Here is a 14,236-nt window from a genome sequence, read left to right as displayed (position 1 = left end):
TCAGTTCTTGAACCCGACGCTGAAGTCATGCCCCCACAGACTGACCGCGGTGCTCTCCCGGGCGATCCACTCGTCGTCGTTGACCGTTCTTCCCTCGCAACCGAACTCGACGTCGAAGCCGCCGGGCGTCTTCATGTAGAAGGAGAGCATCAGGTCGTTGACGTGCCGGCCCAGGGTCGCCGACATCGGCACCTTCTTGCGCAGGGCGCGGTCGAGGCACAGGCCGACGTCGTCGGAGTTCTCGACCTCCACCATCAGGTGGACGATGCCGGTGCTGTTGGGGATCGGCAGGAATGCCAACGAGTGGTGTCGCGGGTTGCAGCCGAGGAACCGCAGCCACGGGACCTCGTCGCCCTCTTCGCGTCCGACGACCTGCGGGGGCAGGCGCATCGAGTCGCGGAGCTTGAATCCCAGGACGTCCCGGTAGAACTCGAGTGCAGCCTTGTCGTCCTCACAGGTGAGCACGACGTGACCGAGTCCCTGTTCCTCGGTGACGAAGCGGTGACCGTAAGGGCTGACGATGCGGCGGTGCTCGAGCGCGGCCCCGTGGAACACCTCGAGGGTGTTGCCGGCGGGGTCGTCGAACACGATCATCTCGGCGACACGGCGATCGGCGATCTCCTCGTCTTTGCCCTCCCGGAAGACGACGTGCGCACCGGCCAGGCGGTCGCGGACCTCCTGCAGCGCAGCAGCGTTCGCGACCTCCCACCCCGCGCTGGCCAGGCGGTCGTGCTCCGAGGGCACGATGACCAGGCGGGCGGGGAAGTCGTCCATCCGCAGGTAGAGCGCGCCCTCGGTGAGCCCCGAGCCCTCGATCATGCCGAGGACCTTGAGGCCGTAGGTGCGCCACGCCTCGATGTCGGTCGCCTCGATCCTCATGTATCCCAATGAACGGATCGGACAGTCAGTCATCTCCACGATCTCCTGTTTTCCTGCTCCCGGGGGAGCGAGTTTGCGAGCGTTCCCTGCCCCCTGAGGAGCGAGCCTGCGAGCGTTCCCTGCTCCCTGAGGAGCGAGCCTGCGAGCGTTCCCTGCTCCCTGAGGAGCGAGCCTGCGAGCGTTCCCTGCTCCCTGAGGAGCGAGCCTGCGAGCGTCTCGAAGGGTCAGACCATCGTGTCGCCGATGGGAATCCCGAACTCGCCGTTGCCGAATGCGACGTAGGCGCGTTCCGGATCGTTGGCGGCGTGCACGCGTCCGGCGTGGGCGTCGCGCCAGAACCGCTGGATCGGAGTGCCGTTCTCGAGTGCGTGGGCGCCCGAGTTCTCGAAGAGACGGTCGATGGCGGAGATCGCCCGGCCGGTGGCACGCACCTGGTCGCGACGGGCCGCGAGACGGAGCTCCATGGGAACCTCATCGCCTGCGAGGATCAGGTCGTACTCGGCCTGCAGGTTGCCCGACAGCTGGCGCCAGGCGGCGTCGATGTCGCTGGCGGCCTCGGCGATACGGACCTTGGCGAAGGGATCGTCCTTGGCCTTCTCGCCGGCGTAGGCGGCGCGGACGCGCTTGCCCTGGTGTTCGACGTGAGCGTGGTAGGCGCCGTAGGCCATGCCGACGATCGGAGTCGCGATGGTGCTGGGATGGATTGTGCCCCAAGGCATCTTGTAAACCGGCGCGGTGTTCTGCTCGAGGCCCGGGCTCTGCCCCATCGACATGGTGCGCATACTGAGCATGCGGTGGCGGGGGACGAAGACGTCCTTGACCTCGATGGTGTTGGAGCCGGTGCCGCGCAGACCGACGACGTTCCAGACGTCCTTGATCGTGTAGTCCTCGCGCGGGATCAGGAAGCTGACGAAGTCGACCGGCTTGCCGTTCTTGATGACCGGTCCGCCGACGAACACCCAGTCGGCGGTGTCGCAGCCCGACGACCAGGCCCACGAACCGTTGACCTTGTAGCCGCCGTCGACGACCTCACCCATACCCATCGGCGCGTACGACGACGAGATGCGGACGTTGGGGTCCTTGCCCCAGACGTCCTCCTGCGCCTGCTGGTCGAAGAGTGCGAGGTGCCAGTTGTGGACGCCGATGATGCCCGACACCCAACCCGTGGACCCGCAGGCCGACGCGATACGCCGCACGGCCTCGTAGAAGGTCACCGGATCGACCTGGTATCCACCCCACTGCTCGGGCTGCAACAGCTTGAAGAAGCCGGCCGTCTCGAGGCTGGACACGGTCTCCTCGGGGATTCGGCGCAGATCCTCGGTGGCCTGCGCCCGCTGCTCGATCTCCGGGAGCAGTGCGTTGATCTTCTCCAGGACCTGCTCGGCGGCTTCGCTCCGTTGTGCTGGCATCTCGCCTGCTCCTACCTGTCTCTCCCTCGGCCGGACGGCGCCGGCCGCTTACTCATCGAGTTCGAGATTAGAACACGTTCTCATTTCTGTCGAGCACCGGGACTTTATGCCCATGTACAGCACTGATCGGAAATCTGGACAGCGATCCACCCAAAGGATTTGAAACGTGTTCTAGTATTGGTGGCAAGGTTCGACGCGACACCAGCCACAGACAGGAGAGGGCACATGTCACCAGCACCCGACACGATGACCCCGAAGACCCCCGGTTCGTCCGACGACGCCGAGGTGGGTATCCGGGAGATCGACACCGGCGCACCGCCCACCCGGTTCGCCCGCGGGTGGCACTGCCTGGGTCTGTTCAGCGAGTTCGACGACGGCAAGCCGCACTCCGTGCAGATCTTCGGTACCAAGCTCGTCGTCTGGGTCGACACCAAGGGTGAGCTGAACATCCTCGACGCCTACTGCCGCCACATGGGCGGCGACCTGTCGCAGGGCAAGCTGTCCGGCGACAACGTGGCCTGCCCGTTCCACGGCTGGCTGTGGAAGGGCAACGGCCGCTGCGCCGGCGTCCCGTACGCCAAGCGCAACCCCAAGCTCGCCAAGACCCGCTCGTGGCCGTCGATGGTCCGCAACGGCCAGGTCTTCGTCTACAACGACCCCGAGGGCAACCCGCCGCCGGAAGAGGTCATCATCCCGGAGCTGGCCGAGGTCGGGTCCGAGGAGTGGACCGACTGGACCTGGAACCGGATCGTGATCGAGGGCTCGAACTGCCGCGAGATCATCGACAACGTCGTCGACATGGCGCATTTCTTCTACGTGCATTTCGCCCTGCCGGACTACTTCAAGAACGTCTTCGAGGGCGAGATCGCCGCGCAGTACATGAATTCGCACGGGCGCCCCGATGTCACGCTGGGCACCAACTACGGCGACAGCCGGCTCGAATCGATCGCCGCCTATTACGGTCCGTCCTACATGCTGAACCCGATGGTCCAGTACTACGGCGGCTTCGCGGTCGAGACCATCCTGACCAACTGCCACTACCCGATCGACGAGAACTCGTTCGTCCTGATGTACGGCGTCATGGCGAAGGTGCCCGAGGGCCTCACCGCCGAGCAGGCGTCGAAGATGGCGACCAAGATCAGCGCCGGCGTCGAGGTCGGCTTCCTGCAGGACGTCGAGATCTGGAAGAACAAGACCCGCATCGACAATCCGCTCCTCGTCGAGGAAGACGGCCCAGTGTACCAGCTCCGCCGCTGGTACGAGCAGTTCTACGTCGACAAGGCCGACGTCACCGAGGAGATGACCGGCCGCTTCGAATACGAGATCGACACCTCGAAGGCAGTCGAGAGCTGGAATGCCGAGATCGAGGAGAACCTCCGGCGCCAGGAGGCCGAGAAGGCTGCGGCCGAGCAGTCGGCGGACGGCGCGACGGACTCCTCGGAGAAGGCGCAGGTCTGACGATGACCCGGGCCGCGTCACGAGCTCACTGGGCCAAGGCGCCCGATTTCGGCGACGATCCCGACCGGGCGGCCCGGGTCCACGCGGCGACCCAGCGCGACCGCGAGCACTACCTACAGGGGGGCATGCGGGAGATCGAATGCCGCGCCTGCCATGCGTGCGTGCTGGTGAAGAAGACGAGCACGCACCACACGAGCGTGCAGTGGAACGCCGACGCCCGGAACCGTTGCCACGGCCTCGAGCAGATGCGTGCCGGCGGTGACGACGGCAACGGACCGTTGCTCCCCGGAGCGATGATGCCGACATGTGCCCGATTGTCGGCGAGTATCGATCACGGCGTCGCCGAGGGGATCATTCCTCCGGAATCACCCGCCACCGATCCCGACGGTTATTGGTGACCCGTCGAATTTGAGCACCACGGGCACCATTAATCGTGCTTAGCCTCACGCATCACAACGGTCACACATTCATCACACGTCGAGAACTAACGGCGACACGCGGGTATCCGGTCCGCCAATCTGAGCGTCATGTCCGATTTGCGAACCCGCTGCGTGCGGGTCACCTGTGCTGTCGCCCTGTCCGCCGCGCTGTCTGTCGCGGCCCCGTTCGTGGGTTCCCCGTTCGCCGATGCCGGACGCGCCGCCGCGGCCGGCTCGAGTTCCGGCTCCAGTGATTCCACCGGTTCGGTACCGATATACCTGCCCATCCCCACGCCCACCGGTCTGGCGGCGCTCGGCGCGTCGATGACCCAGATCGGCAAGCCCTACCGATGGGGCGGCACCGGTCCGCACTCCTGGGACTGCTCCGGTCTCGTCCAGTGGGCTTTCCACACCGCTGGGGTGAAACTGCCGCGGACCAGCCAACAGCAGGCGAAGGTCGGCAATGCGATCCCGTTCAGCGCCCTCGCCCCCGGCGACATCATCATCTTCGGCCGCGACGCCGGGCACGTCGGCATCTACGCCGGCGGCGGCCGCGTGTTCAACGCCTACACCACGGGCAAGCCCATCGGCTTCACCAAGGTCAAGGACATGGGGCCCATCAAGACGATTCGTCGTTTCGGCTGACCACCACCGGGTCCACCGTCCGTCCGGGCCACACCGAGGTCACCACCGCGAACCCCACGACGACGAGCAGCAGCACCGCGACCACCACGGTGCCGAGCAGCCCGTAACCCGGTTGCATCGTCGGGAGTTCGAGGTCGAGGGCCTCGGTGACCCGGTCGGAGAACAGGTGCGTTGCCGGATCACTCAGCGTCCGGAGCCCGACGACCAGCGCGACCACCGCGGCCAGGCCGATCACCCCGATCGCCGCCGGACGGAGACGCTCGCGCCACCACGCCAACGCCGCGACCAGCGCGATGACCGCACCGAGGATCACCACACTCAGACCGGGCCGGTCGGTGTTGTCCGCGAAGAAGAAGGCCACGTCCTCATCGCTCGCCCCCGGGACGGTCACCCGCCCGAGACCGGTGATGGACGGTTGTACGCCCTCGTCGGTGCTTCCCCACTCCACCTGAGCGAACAGCACCAGGAGGAGGCCCCCGACGAGGGCGGCAGGCCACACGAAGGTGCGAAGTCTGTCGACGATGCCCGGTTCTGTCGTCATGCCAACCAGATTGCCATCTCCCCCGTCTCGCGCTTATCGAGTAGGCGAGGACCTCGATACGCACCGTCCCCGCTTCGCTCGGTCGGCCCTACTCGGCCGGCATAGGCGAAGCCCTATCCCCCGCTGACTGAGTAGGCGAGGACCTCGATACGCACCTCCTCGCTTCGCTCGGTCGGCACTACTCGGCCGGCATAGGCGAAGCCGTATCGAAATCACGCGCCGGTATCGATCTCACCGGAGCATCCCAACCCGCTGTCGGAGCGATGAGTTTGCGCGACGCTGAAAGTCTCTACCTCAGTCGTTCAGCAAAATTCCGCATGGCAACGAAGGGATACGAGCATGGCCGAGTACGCAGCCCCGTCCGGGGCGCCGATCTGGTTCGACCTGATGAGCAGCGACACGGAAAAAGCCGAGCAGTTCTACGGCGAGATCTTCGGCTGGGAGACGGAGACACCGAACGAGGAGTTCGGCGGCTACCGGAACTTCCTCAAGAACGGCAAACCGGTCGCCGGGCTCAGTCCCGCCATGGAAGAGGCCGGGCCGCCGAACATCTGGTCGGTGTACCTGCATTCCGAGGACGCGGGCGCCACCGTGAATGCGGTCGAATCGGCCGGCGGCACCATCATGGTCCCGCCCATGCCGATCGGTGACGAGGGCACGATGACGGTCGCCACCGATCCGGCCGGAGCGGTCATCGGCTTCTGGCAGCCGAAGCAGCACAAGGGTTATTCCGAGTTCGGCGATCACGGTACCCCGTACTGGTTCGAATGCCAGTCCAAGGATTACGCCAAGTCACTCGACTTCTACCGCACTGTGCTCGGCGCGCGTATCGAGGAGGTCGGCACCGGCGGTGACCCCGACGCAGTGGGCCCCGACCACTACGGCCAGATCTTCTACGGCGAGGAGTCCTACGCCGGGATCATGGACGCCTCCACACTCTTTCCCAACGAGGTTCCGTCGTTCTGGCAGATCTACATCACCGTCGACGACGTGGCGGCGACGGTCAAGCAGGTCGAGTCCCTCGGCGGCGAGATCCTGATGCCCGGTGAGGACACCCCGTACGGGACGCTCGCGGCTATCAAGGATCCGATGGGAGCCCTGATCTGCCTCGGGCACCCGCCGGCCGGGATGTGACACCCCGCGATCGGTAGAAGGAACACGCGCTATAGGCGTGTGTTCCCTACCGATCGTCGTCGGGCGGATACTCGTCGGGGTCGTCGGGACCGAGCACGGTCGCCTGTTCGACGACGTCGGCGGGATCGGCCTCGAGAGAGATCGACGGCACCTCCGACCCGACGGCGGATTCCACGTCGACGGGATCGACGGGCGTCGTCTGCTCGACCACGTCGGCGTCGTTCGCTTCCCCTCCGGTCCACGCTTGAGTGTCTGCCATGGCGACTCCTTCCGGTTGCGGGTGCTCGGCACACCGGATGTCCGAGCGCGACCTTCCGGCGCCCTTCCGATGATCCTGACGACCGCGACAGGCGTCAACATCCCGGGATCGGCAGTCGGAGGAGTTCACCGGAGACGACGCCCCGGACGGTCCGGGCGGCGACGACACCCCAGGCGAGGACCAGCACCGCGAAACCGGCGACCGCCGCGACCTCGAACACCATCCCGCCCACGGTGAGCGCCAGCGCGGAGGAACCGGTCACGTAGGTACCCACCGGGAAGGTGAAGGACCACCAGGTCATCGCGAACGGCAACCCGAGCCGCGCGGTGCGGACGGTGAGCTGTGCGGCGACACCGATCCAGAGTGCGGCGGTCACCCACACGACCAACCCGTAGGCGACCGCGAACTCGTGGACGGCATCCGCGACTGGTGCGGGCACCAGGTGCGGGGCCGAGTGGGCGAGCATGCACGACGCCGTGACCGACTGCCCGAGGGGACCCAGCACGATCCACCAGGTCGGCATCATGGTCGCGGCGCCGTGATCGCCGGTGCGGAATCGGCGGACCAGTGCGACCAGGATGGGCGTCGCGGCGACCACCGCCAGTCCGAACATCGCGAACCCGACCCCGAGAACCAGGGTCCGTGCCCACCCGGCGCCGAGCTGACCGGCCAGGATCGCCGCGGCCGACGCCGACACCATCGGCGCCACGACCGGCATCAGCCAGCCGCCGAACGCCTCCCCGACGTGAGCCCGCCGCAAGATCAGGTGCCGGTACGGGATGACCAGCGCAGTGACCACGCCGCCTAGCGTGCCGACGATCCAGCACACGACATCGACGCCGAGGGCCACGTCTCGGCCGACGACCCCGACGCCGACCAGGAGAGTGCTGGTCCCCACGGTCATGATCGCCATCGGCACCGCACCGTAGAAGTGCGCGACGACGCGGTGGTCGTGGTGGCTGCGAGCGACGGTGGGGTCCATCAGCCAGTGGCGGATCGTGGTGACGACCACGGCCCCGAACACGACGCAGGCCAGCACCCAGAACCCGGCGACCACGACGCTCAGGACGGCCGGCTGCCAGGGCAGGCCGTGCGCGGCGATGGCGATGATCCCCGTGCCCATCACCACCGCGAACCAGTTCGGCGGGAAGTAGGTGACCCGGGCGCGCACTCCGCGCGCGGTGCCGGGCAGAGAGCCGGGCCCGGTCGGGCGAGCGGTCATCGTGGTCATGTCCACCACGATCGCGTGGATGCCGCGCCCCCGGTAGAGCCCGAATCGTTGGAGGGTCACAAACGTCGCTTGTAGCCGGGGTACCAACGGCGGTTGTACCCTCGGGCGATGGTTCTCAGTCCGCGGATGCCCGACCTCGCCTCGTTGGAGACCCTGCAGGCGGTCGTCAGCACGGGCAGTCTGAATGCGGCGGCTGCCGAGCTCGGTGTCACCCAGCAGGCGGTGTCGGCACGTATCCGCGCGATGGAGACCCAGCTGGGTGTCGGACTGCTGACACGGACGCCGCGCGGATCGGTCCCGACCCAGTCGGGCCGGCTCGTCGCCGAGTGGGCCGACCGATTGCTCACGCTGGCAGGCGAATTCGATGCCGGACTCGCCGCGCTGCGGCTGGAACGACGCGATCAGCTGCGGCTGGCCGCGAGTCTCACCGTCGCGGAGCACCTCCTCCCCCGCTGGCTCGTGTCCTTCGCGGCCCAGCACGAACCCGCGCCGAAGGTGTCGTTCACCGCCGCCAACTCCGACCACGTCTGCTCGCTGGTGCGCGACGGCGAGGTCGAACTCGGGTTCGTCGAGGGACCTCGGGTGGCGCCCGGACTCCGGAGCCGGACGATCGCGCGTGACGAGCTGGTCGTCGTCGTGCCGCCCGATCATCCGTGGACGCGCAGCCGCCGTCGGATCGGGGCCGCCGATCTCGCCGGTACCGCGCTCGTGACCCGCGAGGAGGGCTCGGGCACGCGCGAGTTCTTCGAACGCGCTCTCACACGGGCGCTGGGACCGTCCCGCGAGGTCACCGCACCGGTGCTGGAACTGTCGACCACGGCGTCGGTGCGCGCCGCGGTCATCGCGGGGGCCGGGCCGGCGGTGCTCAGCAACCTGTCGGTCGCCGACGATCTCGACCGACGGCTGGTCCGTATCCCGATCGACGACCTCGATCTCGAACGTCAGTTACGGGCGGTGTGGTCGTCCGGTCCTCAACCCAATGCTGGTGCGGCACGGGAGTTCCTGGCACACATCGGTCGATCCTGAACACTCAGGGCAGTGCACGGGGCTCGACATCGGTTCCGTGGGCACCCGCGTTGAGCAGGTGATGCGCCTCGGGGTTGCCGTCCAGGGCACGGCTGGTACGCCGGGCGACCTTCCAGCCGGCCCCGGTGCGTACGAACCTCCAGTGATGCGCGGTGGCGCGGAGAACGCGGAACCCCTTGTCGCCGGACAACACCAGAAGCGAGTGGCTGGCCGCAATCGCCTCGTCGACGTCGACGTCGACGTTCACATGGACCGCCCCTTGGAGATGCGTGCAGCCACGGGCGATGAGTCCCTGGTGGGCGTCGGAGCGAACCATCGCGACGATGTCGTCGCGGCCCTGCATGAAGAGGCCGTCGACGTCGTAGATGCCGTCGGGCGTCCACAGCGCGGCGACCGCCTCGGCGTCGCCGCTGTCGACGAGTGGTCCGTACGAGGTGACGAGGCGGATGATCTCCCGTTCGTCGGCAAGAAGCCGAACAGTGTTCTCGAGCTGCCTCAATCGCTCTTCGATCGTCATCGCGTTCACCCCTTCAGACCGAGTTCGGCGAGTCGTCGCAGCTGGCCGATGTAGTGGTCGGCCGACGTTGCCCGGATCGTCACGCCCACGATCGTCGCACCGGCGGCGCGGGTCTTCTCCAGTTCGGCGGCGGTGCTGTCGGCGTCCTCCGGATCGAGCGGCCCGGCGCCGAGCACGACCTCGAAGCCGCCTGGGATCTCGACCGCGTCGAGCATCTCCCGGAGCCGGGAGCGGCCCAGCCCGAACGGAACCCACCCGTCTCCGAGCTCGACGGCCCGGCGCAGGGACCGCCGGGTTCGTCCGCCGACCCAGATCGGTACCCGCTGTTGGACGGCACACGGTTCGACGATGGAGCCGCCGAACTCGTAATGGGTGCCTTCGTAGGCAGGCTCGGAGGCCGACAACGAGGCCCGCAGTGCGCGCATCGCGTCGTCGGCGCGGTCACCGCGACCGTCGAACTCGACGCCGAGGAGATCGAACTCCTCCCGCAGCGAACCGACTCCGACGCCGAGCGTCACCCGTCCCCCGCTGATGGCGTCGAGCGTCCCGTACCGTTTCGCGATCTCCAGGGGATGGTGGTACCCGAGCACCAGCACCTGGGTGAGGAACCGGATCTTCCGCGTCCGTCCCGCGAGGAACCCGAAGGTGGACAACGGGTCCCAGTAGGTGCCGCCGCGCTGACCGGCGATCTCGGTGGGCACCGCGACGTGCTCGCTGCAGGTGAGGTACTCGAACCCCAGCTCATCCGCCGCCGCGGCGATGTCGGCGAGTTCGGCGATCCCCGCGGTGGCCTCCCACTCGCCCGCGACACCCGGCAGTCGCGTGACGATCGGGCTGGTGATGCCGACGCGATAGTGGTCGGTCATGGGTGTTGGCTCACCAGCCCTTCGTGGCTTGTCGCTTGCGCTCCTCGCACCTCAGGGAGCACGGGGACGGCTCCTTTCGATACGCCCTCCGCAAGCTCCGGGCTACTCAAGGAGCAGAAACATACGCCCTCCGCAAGCTCCGGGCTACTCAAGGAGCAGATGATGCAGCCTTCTGCGGGAACAACTTCAGCATGGCTTCGTGCTGGGCCAGGATAAGACTGCGGCGGTCGGGGCCGTTGATCTTCTCCGCCCGGCGCGCGTTGCCGCCGGCCACCCACACCGGACCGTCGGCGAGGTGCTCGAGACCCTCGCGGGCGACGTCGTCGGGTTCGCTCGCCTTCAGCGGCCCGCCGAGGTTCATCCCGGCCCTTTCCATCGCGGGTGTACGCGTCACCCCCAGTACGAGTTCGAGGACGTCGACTCCGTGGTCACGCAGCTCGAGCCACAGGGATTCGGCGAACACGCGCCCGAAAGCCTTGACCGCGCCGTAGACCGACAGGTGCTTGCCGCCCAGGTAACCGCTCATGGAACCGACGAGCAGCAGCCCACCACTCCCCCGCGCCCGCAGTCGGGCACCGAAGTGGTGCACGAGCGCGAGCTGGGCGGTGATGTTCAGATCGATGACGGTCTGGAACTTCGAGAGGTCACCCTCCACGAAGTCTGCGCCGTAGCTGTTGGCCCCGGCGTTGTAGACGAGCAGGCCGACGTCGAGACCATCGGTGGCGGAAACGATCTCGTCGATGGCCGACGGGGCCGTCAGATCCACCGCCAGGGTCAGTGCCTGCACGCCGCGGGCCCGGACCTCGGCAGCGGTCTCCTCGAGCGGTCCGGGCTTACGTGCGATGAGCACGACGTTGATCCCGGCGTCGGCGAGCTGATGGGCGAACGAGGCGCCCACGCCCTCCGAACCGCCGGCGATCACCGCCCACGGACCGTACTTCGATGCGTCGAAACCGGAACCGGACCCCTCGGAATCGGGACGCTCAGACACCGGCATTCGCGTCTTGCTTCTTCTTCAGCTCCAGCGCGATGTCGATGAGCTGGTCCTCCTGGCCGCCAACCAGTTTGCGCGCACCTGCCTCGAGCAGGATCTCGGCGGCCGAGACACCGTAGCGTTCGGCGTGGCCCTCCGCGTGCTTGAGGAACGAGCTGTAGCAACCCGCGTAGCCCATCATCATCGCCGGGCGGTCCACCAGGCACTCCGACGGCATGGCGGGCCGGACGACGTCCTGTGCGACGTCGGCGATCTTCATGAAGTCGACCCCGGTGGTGATGCCGAGCTTGTCGCACACACCGACGAAGGCCTCGGTGGGCGTGTTGCCCGCACCGGCGCCGAAGCGTCGGATGGAGCCGTCGATCTGCTGGGCGCCCGCGCGGATCGCATTGACCGAGTTGGCGATCGCGATGTCGAGGTTCTCGTGGCCGTGGAACCCGACCTGCGCGTCGTTGCCGAGTTCGGCGACCAGCGCCTCGACGCGGACGGTGACGTCCTCGAGGACCAGCGCGCCCGCGGAGTCGACGACGTACACGCACTGGCAGCCGGCGTCGGCCATGATGCGGGCCTGCTTGGCGATGACCTCCGGCGGCTGGCTGTGGCTCATCATCAGGAAGCCGACGGTCTCGAGTCCGAGATCGCGTGCGAGACCGAAGTGCTGGATGGAGACGTCGGCCTCGGTGCAGTGGGTGGCGATGCGGCAGATCTGGCCGCCGTTGTCCTGCGCGGCGCGGATGTCGTCCTTGGTCCCGAGTCCGGGCAGCATCAGGAAGGCGATCTTGGCCCGCTTGGCCGTCTCGGCGGCGGCCTTGATCAGCTGCTGCTCAGGGGTTTTGGAGAACCCGTAATTGAACGACGAGCCGCCGAGGCCGTCGCCGTGGGTGACCTCGATGACCGGCACACCGGCCTCGTCGAGGCCGCCGACGATCGCCCGCACCTCCTCCTCGGTGAACTGATGGCGCTTGTGATGGCTGCCGTCACGCAGGGAGGAGTCGGTGATGCGGATGTCGAGGGTGTCGGAGTACTTGCGCGCGTTCGCCATCAGCCTCGGGTCGCGCGGGGTGGTGACCACATTGGTGGTGCTCATGCGGGAACTCCCAACTTCTGCTTTGCGATTTCCTCGCCGACCTTGGTCGCGGCGGCGGTCATGATGTCCAGGTTTCCGGCGTAGGGCGGCAGGAAGTCGCCCGCACCCTCGACCTCCACGAAGATCGACACGCGCGCGTAGCCGCCGTTCAGGACGCTCGGCGGGTCGAACTGCGGGTCCTGCAGCAGGCGGTAACCCGGCACATACTGCTGGATCTCCTTCTCGCGCCGATGGATCGACTCCGCGATGGCGTCGGTGTCGGCATCCTCGGGGATGGCGCAGAAGATGGTGTCGCGCATGATCATCGGCGGGTCGGCCGGGTTGAGGATGATGATCGCCTTACCACGCTGTGCGCCGCCGATCGACTCGACGCCGGCGGAGGTGGTGCGGGTGAACTCGTCGATGTTCGCGCGGGTGCCCGGCCCGGCCGAGACCGAGGCGACCGACGCGACGATCTCCGCGTACGGGACCGGGACGACGGACGAGACCGCGTGCACCATCGGGATCGTCGCCTGCCCACCGCAGGTGATCATGTTGGTGTTCGGGGCGTCGAGGTGTTCGCGCAGGTTGGCCGGCGGGACCACGGCGGGTCCGACCGCTGCCGGGGTGAGGTCCACCGCGGTGATCCCGGCGGCCTCGTACTTCGGGGCGTATTCGCGGTGCACGTAGGCCGAGGTGGCCTCGAAGATGAGATCGGGCTTGTCCTGCGACCCGAGGAGTTCGTCCGCACCACCGCTCATCGTGATGAGCCCGTGGTCGGCGGCGCGCTTCATGCCCTCCGAGTCGGGGTCGATGCCGACCATCCATCGGGGTTCGATGACCTCCGAACGCTCCAGCTTGTACATCAGGTCGGTGCCGATGTTGCCCGATCCGATGATCGCCGCGGTCAGTTTTGCCGCCACGTGGACCCTCCTCTTGCTAGTGAAGTCTGTTGAATGTCAGGTGAAGTCGAGGGTGACCGATCCGAGGCCGGCGAATTCGGCCACGAAGTGGTCACCCGAGGAGATGTCGATCGCCCGCGTCGCCGTGCCGGGCAGGATCACGTCGCCCTTGCGCAGCCGGACGCCGAAGCTGTCCACCTTGCGCGCCAGCCACGACACCGCGTTCAGCGGATGACCCAGCACCGCAGACGAATTGCCCTTCGCGACGATCTCCCCGTTACGATGCAGGACCGCGTCGATGTCGCCGGTGTCGATCTCGCTGATCGGGACACGCTGCTGTCCGAGAATCCAGCCGCACGACGAGGCGTTGTCGGCGATGGTGTCGCACAGCGTGATCTTCCAGTCCTTGATGCGGGAGTCGATGAGCTCGATCGAGGGCACCACCCACTCGACCGCGGCGATGACATCGTCGTTGGTGCATCCCTCGCCGGGTAGATCCTCGCCCAGGATGAACCCGACCTCCACCTCGACCCGCGGGAAGCACAGCTTCTTCGCGTCGATGGGGGTCTCCTCGAAGTACTGCATCTCGTCGAGGAGGTGACCGTAGTCCGGCTCGTCGACGCCCATCATCTTCTGCATCGCCTCGGAGGCGAGGCCGACCTTGTGCCCGGCGACCTTGGCCCCGGCGTCGAGACGCTTGCGGATGTTGATCAGCTGGATCTCGTAGGCGTCGACCACGTCGAGGTCGGGATGGGTGTCCGTGGGACGGTCGATGGCCGTCGCCGACGTCTCCGCTCTCCACAGCTGCGCCGCAATCTGCTCGCGAACGTGCTGGTCAACCGCCATTGTGCCCTCACCTTTCCAATGTGAACGTGTTCTAGTTTAGAACA

The 14,236-nt window shown here is 67.2% G+C and carries 16 protein-coding genes; 5 read left to right on the top strand and 11 right to left on the bottom strand.

The window, feature by feature from the left end:
• Window positions 1–912 carry an iron-dependent extradiol dioxygenase HsaC gene (hsaC, locus tag LQD00_RS07695; protein WP_232716562.1) on the bottom strand — a complete coding sequence of 304 codons (912 nt, stop codon included), beginning with the start codon at window positions 910–912 and terminating at the stop codon, window positions 1–3.
• Between the two features lie 191 nt (window positions 913–1,103).
• Window positions 1,104–2,288 (bottom strand): 3-hydroxy-9,10-secoandrosta-1,3,5(10)-triene-9,17-dione monooxygenase oxygenase subunit, encoded by a 1,185-nt coding sequence (gene hsaA, locus LQD00_RS07690; RefSeq protein WP_232716561.1) that lies wholly within the window; start codon window positions 2,286–2,288, stop codon window positions 1,104–1,106.
• Between the two features lie 225 nt (window positions 2,289–2,513).
• Between hsaA and LQD00_RS07685 the strand changes: the two genes are divergently transcribed.
• The 3 genes from LQD00_RS07685 (at window position 2,514) to LQD00_RS07675 (ending at window position 4,810) form a co-directional block, all read left to right on the top strand.
• The gene (locus LQD00_RS07685) at window positions 2,514–3,746 is read left to right on the top strand and encodes a Rieske 2Fe-2S domain-containing protein (protein WP_232716558.1); all 1,233 of its coding nucleotides are present in this window, start codon (window positions 2,514–2,516) and stop codon (window positions 3,744–3,746) included.
• Between the two features lie 2 nt (window positions 3,747–3,748).
• Window positions 3,749–4,144: a hypothetical protein gene (locus tag LQD00_RS07680; protein ID WP_232716556.1), complete on the top strand. Its 396-nt coding sequence runs from the start codon at window positions 3,749–3,751 to the stop codon at window positions 4,142–4,144.
• Between the two features lie 129 nt (window positions 4,145–4,273).
• Complete coding sequence (locus LQD00_RS07675) at window positions 4,274–4,810, top strand: C40 family peptidase (protein WP_232716554.1); 537 nt, start codon at window positions 4,274–4,276, stop codon at window positions 4,808–4,810.
• Here LQD00_RS07675 and LQD00_RS07670 read toward each other — a convergent pair.
• Window positions 4,785–5,351, bottom strand: a complete 567-nt coding sequence (locus LQD00_RS07670; protein ID WP_232716553.1) for a hypothetical protein — start codon at window positions 5,349–5,351, stop codon at window positions 4,785–4,787. The two genes, LQD00_RS07675 and LQD00_RS07670, sit on opposite strands and share 26 nt — an antisense overlap.
• Before the next feature lie 339 nt (window positions 5,352–5,690).
• Here LQD00_RS07670 and LQD00_RS07665 point away from each other — a divergent pair, with 339 nt between their 5' ends.
• Entirely contained in the window at window positions 5,691–6,485 is a 795-nt protein-coding gene (locus LQD00_RS07665) for a VOC family protein (protein ID WP_232716552.1), read from the top strand.
• Window positions 6,486–6,531: 46 nt separating this feature from the next.
• Here the strand turns inward: LQD00_RS07665 and LQD00_RS07660 are convergent, their stop codons facing one another.
• Together LQD00_RS07660 and LQD00_RS07655 are read right to left on the bottom strand one after the other, a co-directional pair.
• Window positions 6,532–6,744 (bottom strand): hypothetical protein, encoded by a 213-nt coding sequence (locus tag LQD00_RS07660; RefSeq protein WP_232716550.1) that lies wholly within the window; start codon window positions 6,742–6,744, stop codon window positions 6,532–6,534.
• 94 nt (window positions 6,745–6,838) lie between these two features.
• Window positions 6,839–8,035 carry a TDT family transporter gene (locus LQD00_RS07655; RefSeq protein ID WP_232716548.1) on the bottom strand — a complete coding sequence of 399 codons (1,197 nt, stop codon included), beginning with the start codon at window positions 8,033–8,035 and terminating at the stop codon, window positions 6,839–6,841.
• Window positions 8,036–8,083: 48 nt separating this feature from the next.
• Between LQD00_RS07655 and LQD00_RS07650 the strand changes: the two genes are divergently transcribed.
• On the top strand, window positions 8,084–9,001 hold the full coding sequence (locus tag LQD00_RS07650; protein WP_232716546.1) for a LysR family transcriptional regulator: 918 nt from the start codon (window positions 8,084–8,086) through the stop codon (window positions 8,999–9,001).
• Between the two features lie 4 nt (window positions 9,002–9,005).
• On the opposite strand, the gene LQD00_RS07645 is transcribed toward LQD00_RS07650, so the two are convergent.
• The 6 genes from LQD00_RS07645 to LQD00_RS07620 all read right to left on the bottom strand — a co-directional run bounded on the left by LQD00_RS07645 (window position 9,006) and on the right by LQD00_RS07620 (window position 14,192).
• Window positions 9,006–9,518, bottom strand: a complete 513-nt coding sequence (locus LQD00_RS07645; RefSeq protein ID WP_232716544.1) for a nuclear transport factor 2 family protein — start codon at window positions 9,516–9,518, stop codon at window positions 9,006–9,008.
• A 5-nt stretch (window positions 9,519–9,523) separates the two neighbouring features.
• Entirely contained in the window at window positions 9,524–10,384 is an 861-nt protein-coding gene (locus LQD00_RS07640; RefSeq protein WP_232716542.1) for an LLM class F420-dependent oxidoreductase, read from the bottom strand.
• A gap of 148 nt (window positions 10,385–10,532) precedes the next feature.
• Window positions 10,533–11,381 carry an SDR family NAD(P)-dependent oxidoreductase gene (locus tag LQD00_RS07635; protein ID WP_232716540.1) on the bottom strand — a complete coding sequence of 283 codons (849 nt, stop codon included), beginning with the start codon at window positions 11,379–11,381 and terminating at the stop codon, window positions 10,533–10,535.
• Window positions 11,368–12,465, bottom strand: a complete 1,098-nt coding sequence (gene dmpG, locus LQD00_RS07630; RefSeq protein ID WP_232716538.1) for a 4-hydroxy-2-oxovalerate aldolase — start codon at window positions 12,463–12,465, stop codon at window positions 11,368–11,370. The genes LQD00_RS07635 and dmpG overlap by 14 nt, the downstream gene beginning before the upstream one ends.
• Window positions 12,462–13,367 (bottom strand): acetaldehyde dehydrogenase (acetylating), encoded by a 906-nt coding sequence (locus tag LQD00_RS07625; RefSeq protein ID WP_232716537.1) that lies wholly within the window; start codon window positions 13,365–13,367, stop codon window positions 12,462–12,464. The genes dmpG and LQD00_RS07625 overlap by 4 nt, the downstream gene beginning before the upstream one ends.
• A gap of 36 nt (window positions 13,368–13,403) precedes the next feature.
• Complete coding sequence (locus tag LQD00_RS07620; RefSeq protein WP_232716535.1) at window positions 13,404–14,192, bottom strand: 2-keto-4-pentenoate hydratase; 789 nt, start codon at window positions 14,190–14,192, stop codon at window positions 13,404–13,406.
• Window positions 14,193–14,236 lie beyond the last annotated feature (44 nt).

It is taken from the genome of Gordonia metallireducens (assembly GCF_021245825.1).
Taxonomy (GTDB): domain Bacteria; phylum Actinomycetota; class Actinomycetes; order Mycobacteriales; family Mycobacteriaceae; genus Gordonia; species Gordonia namibiensis.
The sequence above is the reverse complement of the archived record's forward strand: the minus strand, read 5'-3'. Positions and strand labels throughout refer to the sequence as shown.